Origin of the sequence: Pseudomonas sp. TH34 (genome assembly GCF_016650865.1) — a bacterium.
Lineage (GTDB): Bacteria > Pseudomonadota > Gammaproteobacteria > Pseudomonadales > Pseudomonadaceae > Aquipseudomonas > Aquipseudomonas yamanorum.
In genome coordinates this window covers 218,150-235,881 of the sequence record NZ_JAEKFB010000001.1, presented here as the reverse complement: position 1 = coordinate 235,881, position 17,732 = coordinate 218,150, and the positions used below count along the sequence as shown (strand labels likewise).

General features: G+C 62.4%; 11 protein-coding genes and 1 pseudogene. 5 read left to right on the top strand and 7 right to left on the bottom strand.

What is annotated here, in order from left to right:
• Positions 1-108 precede the first annotated feature (108 nt).
• From pyk to gcl, 5 genes are all read right to left on the bottom strand, one after another.
• Positions 109-1,524 carry a pyruvate kinase gene (gene pyk / locus JFU58_RS01005; protein WP_201139707.1) on the bottom strand — a complete coding sequence of 472 codons (1,416 nt, stop codon included), beginning with the start codon at positions 1,522-1,524 and terminating at the stop codon, positions 109-111.
• Positions 1,525-1,541: 17 nt separating this feature from the next.
• Positions 1,542-2,807, bottom strand: coding sequence for a glycerate kinase type-2 family protein (locus JFU58_RS01000; RefSeq protein WP_201139706.1), 1,266 nt, complete (start codon positions 2,805-2,807; stop codon positions 1,542-1,544).
• Between the two features lie 179 nt (positions 2,808-2,986).
• Positions 2,987-3,877 carry a 2-hydroxy-3-oxopropionate reductase gene (locus JFU58_RS00995; RefSeq protein ID WP_201139705.1) on the bottom strand — a complete coding sequence of 297 codons (891 nt, stop codon included), beginning with the start codon at positions 3,875-3,877 and terminating at the stop codon, positions 2,987-2,989.
• 162 nt (positions 3,878-4,039) lie between these two features.
• Positions 4,040-4,822 (bottom strand): hydroxypyruvate isomerase, encoded by a 783-nt coding sequence (gene hyi / locus JFU58_RS00990; RefSeq protein ID WP_201139704.1) that lies wholly within the window; start codon positions 4,820-4,822, stop codon positions 4,040-4,042.
• 10 nt (positions 4,823-4,832) lie between these two features.
• Positions 4,833-6,608: a glyoxylate carboligase gene (gene gcl, locus JFU58_RS00985; RefSeq protein WP_063028181.1), complete on the bottom strand. Its 1,776-nt coding sequence runs from the start codon at positions 6,606-6,608 to the stop codon at positions 4,833-4,835.
• Positions 6,609-6,875: 267 nt separating this feature from the next.
• Between gcl and JFU58_RS00980 the strand changes: the two genes are divergently transcribed.
• Positions 6,876-7,316 carry a GlcG/HbpS family heme-binding protein gene (locus JFU58_RS00980; protein WP_201139703.1) on the top strand — a complete coding sequence of 147 codons (441 nt, stop codon included), beginning with the start codon at positions 6,876-6,878 and terminating at the stop codon, positions 7,314-7,316.
• Positions 7,317-7,431: 115 nt separating this feature from the next.
• On the opposite strand, the gene JFU58_RS00975 is transcribed toward JFU58_RS00980, so the two are convergent.
• Both JFU58_RS00975 and JFU58_RS00970 read right to left on the bottom strand, forming a co-directional pair.
• Positions 7,432-7,890 carry an REP-associated tyrosine transposase gene (locus JFU58_RS00975; protein WP_081253099.1) on the bottom strand — a complete coding sequence of 153 codons (459 nt, stop codon included), beginning with the start codon at positions 7,888-7,890 and terminating at the stop codon, positions 7,432-7,434.
• Positions 7,891-8,096: 206 nt separating this feature from the next.
• Positions 8,097-8,702 (bottom strand): TetR/AcrR family transcriptional regulator, encoded by a 606-nt coding sequence (locus JFU58_RS00970; protein WP_063028186.1) that lies wholly within the window; start codon positions 8,700-8,702, stop codon positions 8,097-8,099.
• A 241-nt stretch (positions 8,703-8,943) separates the two neighbouring features.
• Between JFU58_RS00970 and JFU58_RS00965 the strand changes: the two genes are divergently transcribed.
• From JFU58_RS00965 to JFU58_RS00950, 4 genes and pseudogenes are all read left to right on the top strand, one after another.
• Positions 8,944-10,071 (top strand): efflux RND transporter periplasmic adaptor subunit, encoded by a 1,128-nt coding sequence (locus tag JFU58_RS00965; RefSeq protein ID WP_063028188.1) that lies wholly within the window; start codon positions 8,944-8,946, stop codon positions 10,069-10,071.
• A gap of 13 nt (positions 10,072-10,084) precedes the next feature.
• Positions 10,085-13,147, top strand: coding sequence for an efflux RND transporter permease subunit (locus JFU58_RS00960; protein ID WP_201139702.1), 3,063 nt, complete (start codon positions 10,085-10,087; stop codon positions 13,145-13,147).
• 5 nt (positions 13,148-13,152) lie between these two features.
• Positions 13,153-16,278 carry an efflux RND transporter permease subunit gene (locus JFU58_RS00955; RefSeq protein WP_177025445.1) on the top strand — a complete coding sequence of 1,042 codons (3,126 nt, stop codon included), beginning with the start codon at positions 13,153-13,155 and terminating at the stop codon, positions 16,276-16,278.
• Positions 16,275-17,695: pseudogene (locus JFU58_RS00950) on the top strand (efflux transporter outer membrane subunit). Before JFU58_RS00955 ends, JFU58_RS00950 begins: the two are co-directional and overlap by 4 nt.
• Positions 17,696-17,732: the final 37 nt, after the last annotated feature.

The following is a 17,732-nucleotide window of genomic DNA, read 5'->3' as shown; positions in this document are numbered from 1 at the left end:
GTTGCCCCCTTCGCGAGCAAGCCCGCTCCCACATTCGACCGAGTTGTCATGTCGAACAGTGATCAAAATGTGGGAGCGGGCTTGCTCGCGAAGGGGCCCTTACAGGCGCTAGATCAATGTCTCGATCCGCAACGAATTGGTCGACCCCGGCTGCCCAAACGGCACCCCCGCGGTGATCACCAACGTATCCCCGCGCTGCGCCATGCCCTGTGCCTGGGCAATTTCCAGCGCCGTGGAACACACCTCATCCACCTGCCGCAGCCGATCATTCACCACCGAATGCACGCCCCACGCCACGCTCAAGCGCCGTGCCGTGGACAGGTTCGGTGTCAGGTTCAGAATCGGCACCGCCGGCCGTTCCCGCGCCGCGCGCAGGCTGGAACTGCCCGACTCGCTGTAGTTCACCAGCACCGCCACCGGCAGGATGCTGCTGATACGGCGAATCGCGCAGCTGATGGAGTCCGACACCGTGGCATCCGCCTTGGGCCGGCTGACGTCCAGTTGCGTCTGGTAGTCCGGGCCGTTTTCCACCTGGCGAATGATCTTGCTCATCATCAACACCGCTTCCAGCGGGTATTCACCGGAAGCGGTTTCCGCCGAGAGCATCACCGCATCCGCCCCTTCAGCCACCGCGTTGGCCACGTCCGTGACCTCGGCGCGGGTCGGCGCCGGTGAGAAGCGCATGGACTCGAGCATCTGCGTGGCCACCACCACCGGTTTACCCAGCTGACGGCAGACGCCAATGATGTCCTTCTGGATTTGCGGCACGCTCTCCGCCGGCACTTCCACCCCCAGGTCTCCTCTGGCGACCATGATCGCGTCGCTCAGCTCGGCGATTTCCTGCAGGCGCTGCACCGCCGAGGGCTTCTCGATCTTGGCCATCAGGAATGCCTTGTCGCCGATCAACTCGCGGGCTTCGCGGATATCTTCCGGGCGTTGCACAAACGACAGCGCCACCCAGTCCACACCCAGTTCCAGGCCGAAGTTCAGGTCGCGGCGATCCTTGGTGGTCAGCGGGCTGAGTTCCAGCAACGCCTGGGGCACGTTCACGCCTTTGCGGTCTGACAGTTCGCCGCCATTGAGCACGGTGGTGTCGATGGCATCGGCGTGCTTGGTGATCACCCGCAGGCGCAGTTTGCCGTCGTCCAGCAGCAGGTCCATGCCGGGCTTGAGGGCGGCGATGATTTCCGGGTGCGGCAGGTTGACCCGCCGCTGGTCGCCGGGCGTCGGGTCGAGGTCCAGGCGCAGGGCCTGGCCGCGAATCAGTTGCACCTTGCCTTCGGCAAAACGCCCGACCCGCAGCTTCGGGCCCTGCAGGTCCATGAGGATGCCGAGGGGATAGTTGAGCTGGCGTTCCACTTGGCGAATCCACTGGTAGCGCTGGGCGTGGTCGGCATGATCGCCATGGCTGAAGTTCAACCGGAAGATATTCACCCCGGCTTCCACCAGTTCGCGGATGTCATCGATGCTGTCGGTGGCCGGGCCCAGCGTGGCGAGGATCTTGACCTTCTTGTCAGGCGTCATGTTCAGGGGACTCTCTTTCAGGGCTCTAGGATCAGAATGGCGCGAAAATCGTTGACGTTGGTGCGGGTGGGCTCGGTGATGATCAAGCCGTCGAGGGCCGCGAAGTAGCCGTAGCCATTGTTGTTGTCCAGTTCGTCACTGGCGCTCAAGCCCAGGGCTTCGGCGCGGGCGTAGCTGGTGGGCGTCATGATCGCGCCGGCGTTGTCTTCCGAGCCGTCGATGCCATCGGTGTCACCCGCCAGGGCGTAGACGCCGGGCAGGCCCTTGAGGCTGTCGGTGAGGCTCAGCAGGAATTCGGCATTGCGCCCGCCACGGCCATTGCCGTGCACGGTCACGGTGGTTTCACCGCCGGAAAGGATCACGCAAGGCGCCGCCAGCGGTTGGCCGTGCTGGATGATCTGCCGGGCGATACCGGCGTGCACCTTGGCCACGTCTCGGGCTTCGCCTTCCAGGTCGCCAAGGATCAGCGGGCTGAAACCGGCCTGGCGGACTTTCACCGCCACCGCTTCCAGGGATTGCTGCGGGCGGGCGATCAGCTGGAAATGGCTGCGGGCGAGGACCGGGTCGCCGGGCTTGACGGTTTCCGACTCCGGGCTTTGCAGCCAGGTGCGTACGGACGCCGGGATTTCAATCTGGTAGCGCTTGAGAATCGCCAGCGCCTGTTGCGAAGTGCTCGGGTCGCCGACGGTGGGGCCTGAAGCGATGACCGTGGCCTGGTCACCCGGCACATCGGAAATCGCATAGGTGTAGACCGTGGCCGGCCAGCTGGCCTTGGCCAGGCGCCCGCCCTTGATCGCCGAGAGGTGCTTGCGCACGCAGTTCATCTCGTCAATGGCGGCGCCGGATTTGAGCAGGGCTTTGTTGATCGCTTGCTTGTCTGCCAGGGTGATGCCGGCGGCCGGAAGGGCGAGCAGTGCAGAGCCGCCGCCGGAGAGCAGGAAGATCACGCGGTCGTCTTCGCTGAGGTTGCTGATCAGCTCCAGCACACGCTTGGCGACGGCCTGGCCTGCGGCATCCGGGACCGGGTGCGCGGCTTCGACCACTTCGATTTTCTTGCAGGGCGCGCCGTGGCCGTAGCGGGTCACCACCAGGCCCGAGACTTCGCCTTGCCAGCAGTTTTCCACCACCAGCGCCATGGCGGCGGCGGCTTTGCCGGCGCCGATCACGATGACACGGCCGCTGCGGTCGGCGGGCAGATAGGGTTCGAGGACTTGCCGGGGGTGGGCGGCGTCGATGGCTGTGGCAAACAGCTCGCGAAGCAGGTGTTGCGGATCGACCGACATAAGCGGGCTCCCGGGGATTCTTGTTATTAGGGGTGCATCATTTTCAAACTTGAAATGCGATTAAGTGTGGGAGCTGGCTTGCCTGCGATAGCGGTGTATCAGGCAATGGGAAGGTGTCTGAAAGATCGCTATCGCAGGCAAGCCAGCTCCCACAAGGGATTGCATTCCAACAGGGGAGGTTATTTATCGCGAATCGAAAAATTCGCCATATGTTCCAGGCCCTTGATCAGCGCCGAGTGGTCCCAGTTGCCGCCACCGATTGCGTTGCAGGTGCTGAATACCTGCTGGGTGCCGGCGGTGTTTGGCAGGTTGATCCCCAGCTCCTTGGCACCGGCCAGCGCCAGGTTCAAATCCTTCTGGTGCAGGCTGATACGGAAGCCCGGGTCGAAGGTGCCCTTGATCATCCGCTCGCCATGCACTTCGAGGATTTTCGAGGAGGCAAAACCGCCCATCAGCGCTTCACGCACCTTGGCCGGGTCGGCGCCGTTCTTCGAGGCGAACAGCAGCGCTTCGGCCACCGCCTGGATGTTCAGGGCAACGATGATCTGGTTCGCCACTTTGGCGGTCTGGCCATCGCCATTGCCGCCCACCAGGGTGATGTTCTTGCCCATGGCCTGGAACAGCGGCAGGGCACGTTCGAAGGTGTGCGGGTCGCCGCCGATCATGATGCTCAGGGTGCCGGCCTTGGCCCCGACTTCACCACCGGATACCGGTGCATCGAGGTAGCGCGCGCCGGTCTCGTTGATCTTCGCGGCGAAGGCTTTGGTGGCGGTGGGCGAGATCGAGCTCATGTCGATCACTACTTTGTTCGGCCCAAGGCCTGCGGCAACGCCGTCGGCGCGGAACAGCACATCGTCGACCTGCGGGGTGTCGGGCACCATGACGATGATGAACTCGGCTTCCTGGGCCACTTGCTGCGGGTTGGCCAGGGCCACCGCGCCAGCGTCGATCAATTCAGCCGGCGCCTTGCCGTGGTGCTCGGAAAGGAACAGTTGGTGACCGGCCTTTTGCAGGTTGGCGGCCATGGGTTGGCCCATGATGCCGGTGCCGATAAATCCGATTTTAGCCATGATGAAAATCCTCTCTTTATTCGATGTGAGAGCTGCTTGTGTGGGAGCTGGCTTGCCTGCGATGGCATCACCTCGGTTTAACTGAGAGACCGAGTTGCCTGCATCGCAGGCAAGCCAGCTCCCACACAAGCCCTGCTTTCACATTGGGTTCTGTGTTGTGGGTTAGATCGCGTTGTGGCTTTTGAGCCAACCCAAACCCGCTTCGGTGGTGGTCAACGGCTTGTACTCACAGCCGACCCAACCCTGATAACCAATGCGGTCCAAATGTTCGAACAGGAAGCGGTAGTTGATCTCACCCGTGCCCGGCTCGTTGCGCCCCGGGTTGTCCGCCAGCTGGATGTGGTTGATCTCACCCAGGTGCGCGGCCATGGTGCGGGCCAGATCGCCTTCCATGATTTGCATGTGATAAATGTCGTATTGCAGGAACAGGTTGGCACTGCCTACCTGCTCGCGAATCGACAGGGCCTGGGCCGTGTTGTTCAGGTAGAAGCCCGGAATGTCACGGGTGTTGATCATCTCCATCACCAGCCGGATGCCCACCGCTTGCAGCTTGTCGGCGGCGTACTTGAGGTTGGCGACGAAGGTTTTTTCAAGCGTCTCGTCATCCACACCGGCAGGACGAATCCCCGCCAGGCAGTTGATCTGGGTGTTGCCCAGCACCTGGGCGTAGGCGATGGCCAGGTTGACCCCGGCACGGAATTCCTCGACCCGGTCCGGGTGGCAGGCCAGGCCGCGTTCGCCCTTGGCCCAGTCACCGGCCGGCAGGTTGAATAGCACTTGTGTCAGGCCGTGGGCATCGAGTTGTGCCTTGATTTCAGCCGAGCTGAATTCATAGGGAAACAGGTATTCCACGCCACTGAACCCCGCGTCGGCGGCGGCTTTGAAACGGGCAAGAAAGTCCTGTTCGGTAAACAGCATGGACAGGTTGGCGGCAAAACGCGGCATGGGGTTCTCCTTAATCGAGCAGTGAAATGGCAGTTGGCGCGTCGTTGCCCACCAGTGCCAGATCTTCGAATTCGTTGACGGCGTTGATCTCGGTGCCCATGGAAATATTGGTCACCCGCTCCAGGATAATTTCAACGATCACCGGCACCTTGAACTCTTCGATCATTTCCTGAGCCTTGCGCAGTGCAGGCTGGATCTGACCTGGTTCGAACACGCGCAGGGCCTTGCAACCCAGGCCTTCGGCGACGGCCACGTGGTCGACGCCATAACCGTTGAGTTCCGGCGCGTTGAGGTTGTCGAAGGACAGCTGCACGCAGTAGTCCATTTCAAACCCACGCTGGGCCTGGCGGATCAGGCCCAGGTAGGAGTTGTTCACCACCACGTGGATGTACGGCAGCTTGAACTGGGCGCCCACCGCCAGTTCTTCGATCATGAACTGGAAGTCATAGTCGCCGGACAGCGCCACGACTTTGCGGGTCGGATCAGCCTTGACCACACCCAGCGCCGCCGGAATGGTCCAGCCGAGCGGGCCGGCCTGGCCACAGTTGATCCAGTGGCGGGGTTTGTAGACGTGCAGGAACTGCGCGCCGGCAATCTGCGACAGGCCGATGGTGCTGACGTAGCAGGTGTCTTTGCCGAACACCTGGTTCATCTCTTCGTATACCCGTTGCGGCTTGACCGGCACGTTGTCGAAGTGGGTCTTGCGGTGCAGGGTGGCCTTGCGTTGCTGGCAGTCGTGCAGCCAGGCGCTGCGGTCCTTGAGCTTGCCGGCGGCTTTCCACTCGCGGGCCACTTCAATGAACATAGTCAATGCAGAGCCGGCGTCGGAAACGATGCCCAGGTCCGGGGTGAACACGCGGCCGATTTGCGTCGGCTCGATGTCCACGTGAATGAATTTGCGCCCTTCGGTGTACACCTCCACCGAACCGGTGTGACGGTTGGCCCAGCGGTTACCGATGCCCAGCACCACGTCCGATTTCAACATCGTCGCGTTGCCATAACGGTGGGACGTTTGCAGGCCGACCATGCCTACCATCTGCGGGTGATCGTCCGGGATCGTGCCCCAGCCCATCAGGGTCGGGATTACCGGGATGCCGGTCAATTCGGCGAACTCCACCAGCAGCTCGCTGGCGTCGGCGTTGATCACGCCACCACCGCTCACCAGCAATGGACGTTCGGCCTGGTCCAGCAGGGCCAAGGCTTTTTCCACCTGGATGCGGGTCGCCAACGGCTTGGCCAGGGGCAGCGGCTGGTAGGCGTCGATGTCGAATTCGATCTCGGCCATTTGCACGTCGAATGGCAGGTCGATCAGCACTGGGCCTGGGCGGCCGGAGCGCATTTCATAGAAGGCTTTCTGGAAGGCATAGGGCACCTGGCCCGGTTCCAGGACGGTGGTTGCCCACTTGGTCACCGGCTTGACGATGCTGGTGATGTCGACGGCCTGGAAGTCTTCCTTGTGCATCCGTGCACGGGGCGCCTGGCCGGTGATGCACAGGATCGGGATCGAGTCCGCCGAAGCGCTGTACAGGCCGGTGACCATGTCGGTGCCCGCCGGGCCCGATGTGCCGATGCACACGCCGATATTGCCGGCCTTGGTGCGGGTGTAGCCCTCGGCCATGTGCGAGGCGCCTTCAACGTGGCGAGCAAGGACGTGATCGATGCCACCGACCTTCTGCAAGGCCGAATACAGCGGGTTGATCGCGGCGCCCGGGATACCGAAGGCGGTGTCGACCCCTTCACGGCGCATCACCAGGACAGCGGCTTCGATTGCTCTCATTTTGCTCATGGTTTTGGTGCCTCTTGCGTTTTGTAATTGTATACAAGTTGTGTTGGTCCGAAGTGTATTCACGGCGAGCGGGGCAGGTCAATCCATTTTCTTGGGTGGCCTTTACGTTCGTCGGAAGGCTTCTGGACAGGAATATTTCGACGTGTGGTGCGTATGTTTCGAAATATTGTATACAAAAAATAAATCTATTGTGTTCTATTTGTTTGATCCGGCTTCTGATCAAACAGAGCCCCACGGCTTTCCCATAACAAGATAAGGACGGCACCCATGAGCGCTTTAACCTTGAAAGTCGCAGTCAACCTGGCCAGTCATGCCATCGCGGCAGGCCGCACCCTTTCGTCAGCGCCACTGACCATTGCGGTACTCGACAGCGGCGGGCATTTGATTACGTTGCAGCGCGAAGATGGCGCGAGCCTGCTGCGCCCGCAGATCGCGATCGGCAAGGCCTGGGGTGCGATAGCCCTGGGCAAAGGCTCGCGGCTGCTGGCGCTGGATGCGCAGCAGCGGCCGGCGTTTATTGCGGCGTTGAACAGTTTGGGGCAGGGCAGCGTGGTGCCGGCACCGGGCGGGGTTTTGATTCGGGATCAAGAGGGTGTGGTGCTGGGGGCAATCGGGATCAGCGGGGATACGTCGGATATTGATGAGCAGTGTGCGATCAGTGCGATCGAGGGGCAGGGGTTGTGGGCGGATGCGGGGGTGTCTGCTTGATTTGAGGTGACTGATGGATAGTCATCGCAGGCAAGCCAGCTCCCACAGTTGAATGTATTCACAAATCAAAATGTGGGAGCGGGCTTGCCCGCGATGGCGGCGACTCGGTCTCCAGTCAAAGCCAGATCGCATCCCACAGTGGGTAGTCGCCATATTTTTGCACGAGCCCCGCCCTCAAGGGATTGGCCACGATGTACCGAGCGATGCCCTCAAGGTTTTCTTCGCGCCGCACGGCATGATCATGGAAACCTGGTTGCCAAAGACGCCCTTTTCTCCCGGCAACAGCATTCACGACTCGAGTACTTTTGGATTTGACTTGGCGCATCAGGTCAGCCAACGAACCGCTTTCCAGCGAAATCAACCAGTGGAAATGATCGGGCATCACTACCCAGGCGAGTGAGGTTGCCAGCCGCTGGTTTTGCGCAATTCTGAATTGCTGAACAACCAGTCTGCCTAGCTTGAAGTCGCTGAATATTGGTTCGCGATGCAGTGTGTTGCTGGTCAGAAGATAAATTCGGTTGGGTTCGTTATAGCGGCCAGTGCGTAGACGACATGATGCGGGTAGATCAGGCATTCCGTTGCCCCTTTGCAGAAGTGAGTTCTGAAAGGCTAGATGGGAATGTTTTAAGGGATCTTCCAGGTTTTGGCGGGATGTGTCCGGGAGATCGCTATCGCGGGCAAGCCCGCTCCCACAGGGGACCTCCGTCGTTCATACATTCTGTGTCTGGCACAAATCCAGTGTGGGAGCTGGCTTGCCTGCGATGGCTACACCGCGGTCTATCAGTCCGGCTCACACCCTTTAAGCACCAACCGAATAATCGTCTGCGCCGCCGCCTCATAATCCGCTTCATCCAGCTTCGCCTTCCCGGTCACCGCTGAAATCTGCCAGTCGAAATCCGCATACGTCTGCGTCGCCGCCCAGATGCTGAACATCAGGTGATGAGGATCAATCGGCGCAATCAGCCCCCGGTCCACCCAGCTCTGGATGCAGTCGATGTTGTGCTTGGCCTGGGCATTCAGCTGTTCCACCTGCTCGGGGCTCAAATGCGGGGCGCCGTGCATGATTTCGCTGGCGAATACTTTCGAGGCAAACGGCAAATCCCGGGAGATGCAGATTTTCGAGCGGATGTACCCGCTTAGCACTTCCTTGGGGTCGCCGTCGGGATTGAACGGGGTGGAGGCCGCCAGGATCGGCTCGATAATGCTTTCGAGCACCTCGCGGTAGAGGTTGTCCTTGGACTTGAAGTAGTAATAGACGTTGGGCTTGGGCAGCCCGGCCTTGGCGGCGATGTCGCTGGTTTTGGTCGCGGCGAAGCCCTTGTCGGCAAACTCCTCACTGGCAGCCCGCAGGATCAGTTCTTTGTTGCGCTCGCGAATGGTGCTCATAGACCAGGAGGTTCCTTGCCAAGACAGGCGGTCGGGCATGGTAGCACCGGCTTTGCGCAGGGCTCAAGAATCGCGCTGCAGCCCTTGCGTTACGGGGCGCTCAGCTGACTTTGTCTGTCTTGATGCTGAACGCATTCACGGTCGTACAGGCATGAGTTGTACGCACTGCTAGAGTTCAGGGCAGCGAGCGGCCAATCAGGCGGCTCGCTCCATCCTGATTTCGGCGTTCGAGAGAGAAACCGTGGAGAGAAGCAGACGACGTACGTTCGCCTGGGCAGTTGGCACGTTGTTACTGGTAGCGTTGTTGATTGCCCTGGGTTTGCACTTCTTTGCAGGTGGGCATAAAGGCAAGCCACCCGCCCCCGGCGAACCGGTAGCCGTGGTGCCTGTCACCTTGCAGGACGTGCCGGTTTACATCGATGCCCTCGGTACCGTCACACCTACCCGCAGCGTGACCGTGGTCAGCCAGGTCGATGGCATCCTCAGCAGCGTGGAATTCAAGGAAGGCCAGCACGTCAGCAAGGGCCAGGTGATTGCGCGAATCGATGACCGTGCCCTCAAGGCCCAACTGGCCGTGGCCAAGGGCACCCTGGCCCATGACCAGGCCGTATTGAGCAATGCCCAGCGCGATTTGGCACGCTACCGCGAACTGGTCAAGGCCGGGTCCACCAGCCAGCAAACCGTCGATACCCAGGCCTCCTTGGTCCAGCAACAACTGGGTACCGTGGCCGCCGATCAGGGCAATGTGCAGAACCTTGAAGTGCAGGTCGGCTACTGCACCATCACCTCGCCGGTCGACGGTGTAGTGGGACTGCGCCTGGTAGACCCCGGCAACTACGTCACGACCACCAGCACCACCGGAATCGTAGTCATCACCCAGATGAACCCGGCTACTGTGGTATTCGCCGTGCCCGAGGATGATTTGGGGCCGATCAATCAGGCGTTGAGCCGTGGCGCGGTGACGGTGCTGGCCTACGACCGCAATAAAAAGGCGCTGTTGGCCACCGGTAGCGTATTGGCTCTGGATAACCAGGTGGACACCACCACCGGCACCATCAAGGTCAAGGCGCAGTTCGATGATTCGGGCAATGCGCTGTTCCCCAACCAGTTCGTCAATGCGCGCCTGAAGGCCGACACCTTGACCCAGGTCGCCGTGGTGCCCACCCGGGCGATCCAGCATGGTAGCAAGGGCGATTTCGTGTTCGTGGTGAATGGCGAAAAGGCCAGCCTGCGCAATATCAAGACCGGCCCGTCCATGGGCGATGTGTCGGCGGTGCTCGAAAACGGCGTCAAGCCAGGCGAGCAGGTGATCACCGAAGGCGCCGACAAACTGGATGACGGTTCGGCCGTGAAGGTCGTCGCCCAGTGAGGAGCTGCCGAGCATGAACATTTCGCGGCCCTTTATCGAACGTCCCGTCGCCACCACCTTGATGATGGTGGCGGTGCTGTTGCTGGGCCTGTTGGGGTATCACTTGCTGTCGGTGTCGGCCTTGCCCGAAGTCGATTACCCGACCATCCAGGTCTTCACCCAGTACCCCGGCGCGAGCCCGGATGTGGTCAGCTCATCCATCACCGCGCCGCTGGAGCGTCAGCTCGGCGAAATGCCGGGCCTCAAGTCCATGAACTCCACCAGTTCCGACGGCGCTTCGGTGGTGACCCTGCAATTCGACCTGTCGCTGTCCCTGGACGTCGCCGAACAGGAAGTGCAGGCCGCCATCAACGCCGCCGGCACTTTCCTGCCGGCCAACCTGCCGTACCCGCCGGTGTACAGCAAGGTCAACCCGGCGGATGCGCCGGTGCTGACCCTGTCTCTGACCTCCGACGTTTTGCCGCTGACCAAGGTCGAAGACCTGGCGGATACACGGCTGGCGCAGAAGATCTCGCAGATCACCGGTGTCGGCCTGGTGACCATCAGCGGCGGCCAGCGCCCGGCGGTGCGTGTGGAGGCGAATACCTCGGTGCTCAACAGCCTGGGCCTGTCCATCGATGACCTGCGTACTTCCCTCGGCACCGCCAACGTCAACCAGGCCAAGGGCAATATCGACGGCAAGTTCCAGGCGTATTCCATTGGTGCCAACGACCAGTTGCAGTCGGCCGAGGAATACCGCGATCTGGTGATTGCCTATAAAAACGGCGCACCGATTCGCCTGTCGCAGATCGCCACTTCCACCCAGGGCCCGGAGAACCCGCGCCAGGCCGCGTGGACCAACAGCACGCCGTCGATCGTGCTGAACATCCAGCGCCAACCCGGCGCCAACGTGATTCAAGTGGTCGACCGCGTGCAGCAATTGCTGCCCAAACTGCGCGCCAGTTTGCCGGGCACTTTGAAGGTCGATGTACTGACCGACCGCACGCAAACCATCCGCGCCTCGGTCACCGATGTGCAGTACGAACTGGCCATGGCCATCGGGCTGGTGGTGATCGTGATTTTTGCGTTCCTGCGCAATGTGCCGGCCACGATCATTCCCGCCGTCACCATTCCGCTGACGCTGGTGGGCACCCTGGCCGTGGCCTATGCGTTGGGCTTCTCCCTGAACAACCTGACGCTGATGGCGCTGACCATCGCCATCGGCTTTGTGGTGGATGACGCCATCGTGATGATCGAAAACATCACGCGCTATATCGAGGCCGGCGACTCACCGCTGGAGGCGGCGCTCAAGGGCTCGGAGCAGATTGGTTTCACGATTATTTCGCTGTCGATTGCCCTGATTGCGGTGATGATCCCGCTGCTGTTCATGGGCGATGTGGTCGGCCGGTTGTTCCGCGAATTCGCCATGACGGTGGCCGTGACCATCGTTATCTCGGCCTTCATCTCGCTGACCCTGACGCCGATGATGTGCGCGCGGATGCTCAAGAATAAGCACGAAGAACGCCGCGCGGATTTCTTCGACCGCATCAACACCCACTACGTGCGTGGCCTCGACTGGGTGCTGGCCCACCGCACCCTGACTCTGATCTCGGTGGTGCTCACCGCCGCACTGACGCTGCTGACCCTGGTGATCATGCCCAAGGGCTTTTTCCCGGACCAGGACACCGGCCTGATCCAGGGTATTTCCCAGGCGGCGCCGACGGTTTCGTTCCAGCAGATGCAGACCGAACAGCAGCGCCTGGCCGCCCGAATCCTCAAGGACCCGGCGGTGCAAAGCCTGTCGTCCTTTGTCGGGATCGACCAGACCAACCCGACCATCAACCAGGGCAACCTGCTGATCAACCTCAAGCCGCGGGGCGAGCGTGACAGCGCCACCGAAGTGATCCGCCGGCTCTCCGATGCCAACGCCGATGACGCCGGCATCCGCCTGTACCTGCACTCGGTACAGGACCTGACCCTCGACGCTACGGTGTCCACCACCAGTTACCGCCTGGGTCTGCAAGCCACCGACCCGGACGAGTTGGAACAGTGGACCACCAAGCTGCTGGCGGCGATCAAGCAAGACCCGATGTTCACCGATGTGCAAAGCCAGGCGATGCAGTTCGGCAACCAGATCCAGCTGACATTCGACCGCGCCACGGCGTCGCGGCTGGGCATCACGCCCCAGGCAATCGATGACGTGCTGTACGACGCCTTCGGTCAGCGCCAGGTCTCGACCATCTACACCCAGCTCAACCAGTACCACGTGGTGATCGCCACCGACCATCCGCCGCGCAACCTGCCGGACTTGCTCACGGGCTTGTACGTGGACATCCCGGGCGGCGGGGTCGCGCCGCTGTCGAGCATGGCGACCCTGCAGGTGGTGCGTACGCCCGTGACCATCAACCGCCTGGGCCAGTTTCCGTATGCCGACGTGTCGTTCAACCTCGCGCCCGGCCAGACCCTTGGCGCGGCGGTCACGCGGCTCAAGGACATCGAGGCCAAGGTCGGCCTGCCGCTGTCGGTGCAGGCCAACCTCGAAGGTGCAGCGGCGACGTTCGAGCAGTCGCTGTCGAATCAGGTGTTCCTGGTGGTGGCGGCGATTGTGGTGGTGTACCTGATGCTGGGGATTCTGTACGAGAGCTTCGTGCACCCGGTGACGATCCTCTCGACGTTGCTCTCCGCGGCGCTCGGGGCTTTGCTGGCGCTGTTGGTGACCGGCACGCAGTTCGACATTATCGGTTTGATCGGGATTGTGCTGCTGATCGGCATCGTGATGAAAAACGGCATCATGATGGTCGACTTCGCCCTGGAACTCTTACGTGAGGGGGGCCTGAGCCCTGTGGCGGCGATCCGTCAGGCGGCGGAGTTGCGGTTCCGGCCGATCCTGATGACCAGCATGGCCTCGCTGTTCGGCGCGGTACCGCTGGCGCTGGGCACCGGGATTGGCTCGGAGCTGCGGCATCCGCTGGGCATCGCGATTATCGGCGGGTTGTTGCTCAGTCAGTTGCTGACGCTGTTTTCCACACCCGTAATCTTTCTGGCCATGCACAGCCTGGGGCAGCGCTTCAGCCGCCGTCCGGCTGAAGCGGTCTGATGGCGATGAACCTCAGCGCGCCGTTTGTTCGCCGCCCGATTGCAACCACCTTGATGGCGGCCGGCCTCGCGTTGTTTGGCGCGCTGGCCTTTATGCTGTTGCCGGTGGCGCCGCTGCCGGAGGTGGATTTCCCCACCATCAGCGTCAGCGCCTCGTTGCCCGGTGCCGATCCCACCACGGTTGCCAGTTCGGTGGCCACGCCCCTGGAGCGGCAGTTCGGGCAGATCGCCGGGGTCACGCAGATGACCTCGTCCAGCAGCCTCGGCTCGGCGCGGATCATCTTGCAGTTCGACCTGAACCGCGACATCGACGGCGCCGCCCGGGACGTGCAGGCCGCGATCAACGCCGCCCGCAGCAACCTGCCCAGTGACCTGTCGGGCAACCCGACGTACCGCAAGGTCAACCCGGCCGACTCGCCGATCCTGATCATCAGCCTGACCTCCGACAGCGCCACGCCGGGGCAGATGTATGACGTGGCCTCGACCCTGCTGGAGCAGAAGTTGTTGCAGACCACCGGCGTCGGTGACGTGACGGTGGGCGGCGGCGCGCTGCCGGCGGTGCGGGTGGAATTGAACCCCGACCGGCTCAACCAGTACGGCGTCAGCCTGGAGCAGGTGCGCCAGGTGATCAACGCCTCCAACGTCAACCTGCCCAAGGGCAACGTGGCCATCGGCGACCGTAACTACGGGATTGCGGCGAACGACCAGTTGCTCGATGAAAAGGACTATGGGCCACTGGTGGTCAAGGCCCACAACGGCGACCTGATCCATATCTCCGACCTGGGCTACGTGCGCGAAGACGTGCAGGACCTGCGCAACTTCGGCCTGTCCAACGGCAAGCCGGCGGTGTTGCTGGTGGTGTTCAAGCAGCCGGGGGCCAACGTGATCGAAACGGTGGACGCGGTGAAAGCCTCGCTGCCGTTTTTGCAGAGCTCGATTCCGGCGACGATCAAGCTCAGCCTGCTGATGGACCGCACCACCACCATTCGTGCCTCGTTGCACGACGTGGAAGTGACCTTGCTGGTGTCGATCCTGCTGGTGACCCTGGTGACGTTCGGTTTCTTCCGCGACTGGCGCAGCACCCTGGTGCCGGCGATCGTGGTACCGCTGTCGTTGCTTGGCACCTTCGGCGCGATGTACTTCCTCGGCTACAGCCTGAACAACCTGTCCCTCATGGCGCTGACCATTTCCACCGGCTTCGTGGTGGACGATGCCATCGTGGTGGTGGAAAACATCATGCGCCACCTGGAGCGCGGCAAGACCCGGGTGGAGGCCGCGCTGGAAGGGGCCCGTGAAGTCGGCTTTACGGTACTGACCATCAGCGTGTCCCTGGTGGCGGTGTTTATTCCGCTGCTGCTGATGGGCGGGATTGTCGGGCGGCTGTTCCGTGAGTTTTCGGTGTCGTTGTCGGTGGCCATCGTGATCTCGATGCTGATCTCCCTGACCGTCACGCCGATGCTCGCCAGTGTGCTGCTGCGGGCGCCGAAGGAGATTCACCAAGGCAACGAACACCCGGATTCGCGCTTTCACCGCTTCTACGATCGCACCCTCGGCTGGGTGATCGACCATACGGTGCTGATGGGCTTTGTCACGGTGCTGGTGATCGTCCTCGCTGGCGTGCTGTACGTGCTGGTGCCCAAGGGCTTCTTTCCCCAGGAAGACACCGGACGCTTGCAAGGCAGCATCCTGGCGAACCAGAGCATTTCCTACGGGGCAATGCAGAAGGACTTCACCGAGATCAACCGCAAGGTGATGAAGAACCCGAACATCGAAACCGTGGCTGGCTTTGTCGGGGGTGGCGGAGGCGGCGGCGGGGCGGTCAACAGCGCGCAGATGTTTGTCTTGCTCAAGCCCCTGGGGGACCGCAAGGACAACGCCACCGAGGTGATCGGGCAGATCCGGCGCAGCCTTGGCGACCTGCCGGGCACCAAGCTGTATTTGCAATCGGCCCAGGACATCACCGTAGGTGGTCGGCAAAGTGGCGCGCAATACCAGTACACCCTGACCGCCGATGACCAGGAATCCCTGGACGAATGGGTGCCCAAGGTGGTGGAGGTGCTGCACAAGTTGCCGCAACTGACCGACCTCAATACCGACCAGCAGGACAACAGCCTGCTGGCCAATGTGCAGATCAATCGCGACACGGCGGCGCGCCTCGGGGTGAGTATCTCGGCGGTCGACCAGGCGCTGTACGACGCCTTTGGCCAGCGCCAGGTCGCCACCCTGTATCGCGCGGCCAACCAATACCACGTGGTGATGGAAATCGCCCCGGAATACTGGACCGACCCTTCAGCGCTCAAAGGTATTTACGTGCCGACGGGCACCCAGGCCACGGCCACCAAGGGCACCACGGCAGCGCCCAACCTGACCACTCAACAGACCCTGGTGCCGCTGTCGGCCCTGGCGGACAACACGGTGGCGCGCACGGCGATTTCCATCAGTCACCAGGGCACGTTCCCGGCGGTGACGGTCTCGTTCAACCTGGCCCCCGGCACGTCCATCGGCCAGGCCACGGCAATGGTGGACGACGCGGTGAAGCAGCTGCGCATGCCCGCCAGTGTGGTGGGCCAGTTTGCCGGTACGGCCCAGGTGTTCCAGTCGTCGGTGGCCAGCGAACCGTTGCTGATCGTCGCCGCGTTGCTCTCGGTGTATATCGTGCTGGGCATCCTCTACGAAAACCTGATGCACCCGCTGACCATCCTCTCGACCTTGCCCTCGGCCGGTGTCGGTGCGCTGATTGCCTTGCTGCTGACCGGCACCGAGCTGTCGATCATTGCGCTGGTGGGGGTGATTCTGTTGATCGGTATCGTGAAGAAGAACGCGATCATGATGATCGACTTCGCGATCACCGAGCGGCGGGAGTTCGGCCTCACGGCCAAGGAAGCGATTCGCCGGGCCTGCCTGATCCGTTTTCGGCCGATCATGATGACTACCCTGGCGGCGATTCTTGGCGCGCTGCCGCTGGTGCTGGGCACCGGCTACGGTTCGGAGCTGCGCCGGCCGTTGGGGATTTCGATTATTGGTGGCCTGCTGTTCAGCCAGGTGCTGACGCTGTACACCACCCCGGTGATCTACCTGTGGCTCGACCGGGCGTCACAGCGCCTGGGTCGGCGTAAGGAAGCAAGGTTATGAATGTGAAATACAGCGTGCTTTGCATCAGCCTGCTGCTCGGCGGCTGCATGGTCGGGCCCGATTACCAGAAGCCCGCCATGGAGCTGCCGCAGTCATTCAAGGAAGGCGCGCAGTGGCAGCGTGCGGCGTCGAATCCCCAGGGGGCGATGGACAGTCAGTGGTGGCTGGCCTATCAGGACCCAGTGTTGAACGACCTGGTGGCGCGCTCGGCCAAGGCCAACCAGTCGATCATCGCGGCGGAGGCCGCTTATCGTTTGGCCCAGGCGCAGGTGGCGTCCAGTCGTGCAGGGTTGTGGCCGACCGTCGGCGTAGGATTGTCGGGTTCGCGGGGGTCGACAGGCAGCGGCAGCGGTACGTCGACTACCGGTACCACGACGGGCGGGGTCTCGAACAGTGTCAGCGCGACCTTGACCGCCAGTTGGGAGCCGGACCTGTGGGGCCTGGTGCGGCGCGGGATCGAGTCCAGCCAGGCCACCGCCCAGCAGTCCGACGCATTGCTGGCCGGGGTGCGGTTGTCCATCAGTTCCAGCGTCGCCAGCAACTACCTGGCCCTGCGGCAGATGGATATCGACGTGCGCCTGTTGCAACAACAGCAGAAGATCAATCAGCAACTGCTGGACATGATTCAGGTGCAGTTCACCCAGGGCGTCGCCACCAACGACCAGTTGCTGGTGGCCCAAGACCAGTTGACCACCTCGATCGCCGATCTACAGACCTCGCTGCGTGACCGCGAGCAGTACGAACATGCGCTGGCCGTGCTGGTGGGTGTGGCGCCGAGCGAGTTTGCCGTGGCTGTGCGGGATGACTACAGCTTCGTCCTGCCGCGCCCCCTTTGACCTTGCCATCGACCCTGCTGCAACGGCGTCCCGATGTGGTCGCGGCGGAGCGCTCGGCGGCGGCGGCCAACGCGAAAATTGGCGTGGCTGAAGCCGCATTCTTCCCGACCCTGGACCTCACCGCTGAAGCCGGCTATCGGGGCAGTGCCCTTGGCGGGCTATTCTCGCTGCCCAATCGCATCTGGACCCTGGGCCCGGCCCTGGCGGAAACCCTGTTTGACGGCGGCGCCCGTGAAGCGGCGGTCAGGCAGGCCGAGGCCAGCTACGACCAGATCGCCGCCAATTACCGGGGCACCGTGCTCAGTGCCTTGCAGAACGTCGAAGATAACCTCTCGGCAATCAACCACCTGCAAACCCAGGCCGACGCCTTCCAGCAGGTCTACCAGCGCAACCAGCAACTGTTCGGCAGCCAGGAGGCGCAGCTGCGCGCCGGCACCGTCAGCCAGGAAGCCGTGCTGACCCAGCAACTGGTGTTGCTGCAAGCCGAGCAGAATCTTCGCGACACCCAGGGCCAGCTCAGCCAGGGCAGTGTGGCGCTGATCCAGAGCCTGGGCGGTGGTTGGCAAACCCCTCAGCACTGAACGGCTCGCTAACCCGGTGTGCGCCGCGTTATTCTCG

Coding starts and splice junctions, on each gene's coding strand:
- pyk (WP_201139707.1), bottom strand. CDS start 1,524: ATGACGCCTGACAAGAAGGTCAAGATCCTCGCCACGCTGGGCCCGGCC.
- JFU58_RS01000 (WP_201139706.1), bottom strand. CDS start 2,807: ATGTCGGTCGATCCGCAACACCTGCTTCGCGAGCTGTTTGCCACAGCC.
- JFU58_RS00995 (WP_201139705.1), bottom strand. CDS start 3,877: ATGGCTAAAATCGGATTTATCGGCACCGGCATCATGGGCCAACCCATG.
- hyi (WP_201139704.1), bottom strand. CDS start 4,822: ATGCCGCGTTTTGCCGCCAACCTGTCCATGCTGTTTACCGAACAGGAC.
- gcl (WP_063028181.1), bottom strand. CDS start 6,608: ATGAGCAAAATGAGAGCAATCGAAGCCGCTGTCCTGGTGATGCGCCGT.
- JFU58_RS00980 (WP_201139703.1), top strand. CDS start 6,876: ATGAGCGCTTTAACCTTGAAAGTCGCAGTCAACCTGGCCAGTCATGCC.
- JFU58_RS00975 (WP_081253099.1), bottom strand. CDS start 7,890: ATGCCTGATCTACCCGCATCATGTCGTCTACGCACTGGCCGCTATAAC.
- JFU58_RS00970 (WP_063028186.1), bottom strand. CDS start 8,702: ATGAGCACCATTCGCGAGCGCAACAAAGAACTGATCCTGCGGGCTGCC.
- JFU58_RS00960 (WP_201139702.1), top strand. CDS start 10,085: ATGAACATTTCGCGGCCCTTTATCGAACGTCCCGTCGCCACCACCTTG.
- JFU58_RS00955 (WP_177025445.1), top strand. CDS start 13,153: ATGAACCTCAGCGCGCCGTTTGTTCGCCGCCCGATTGCAACCACCTTG.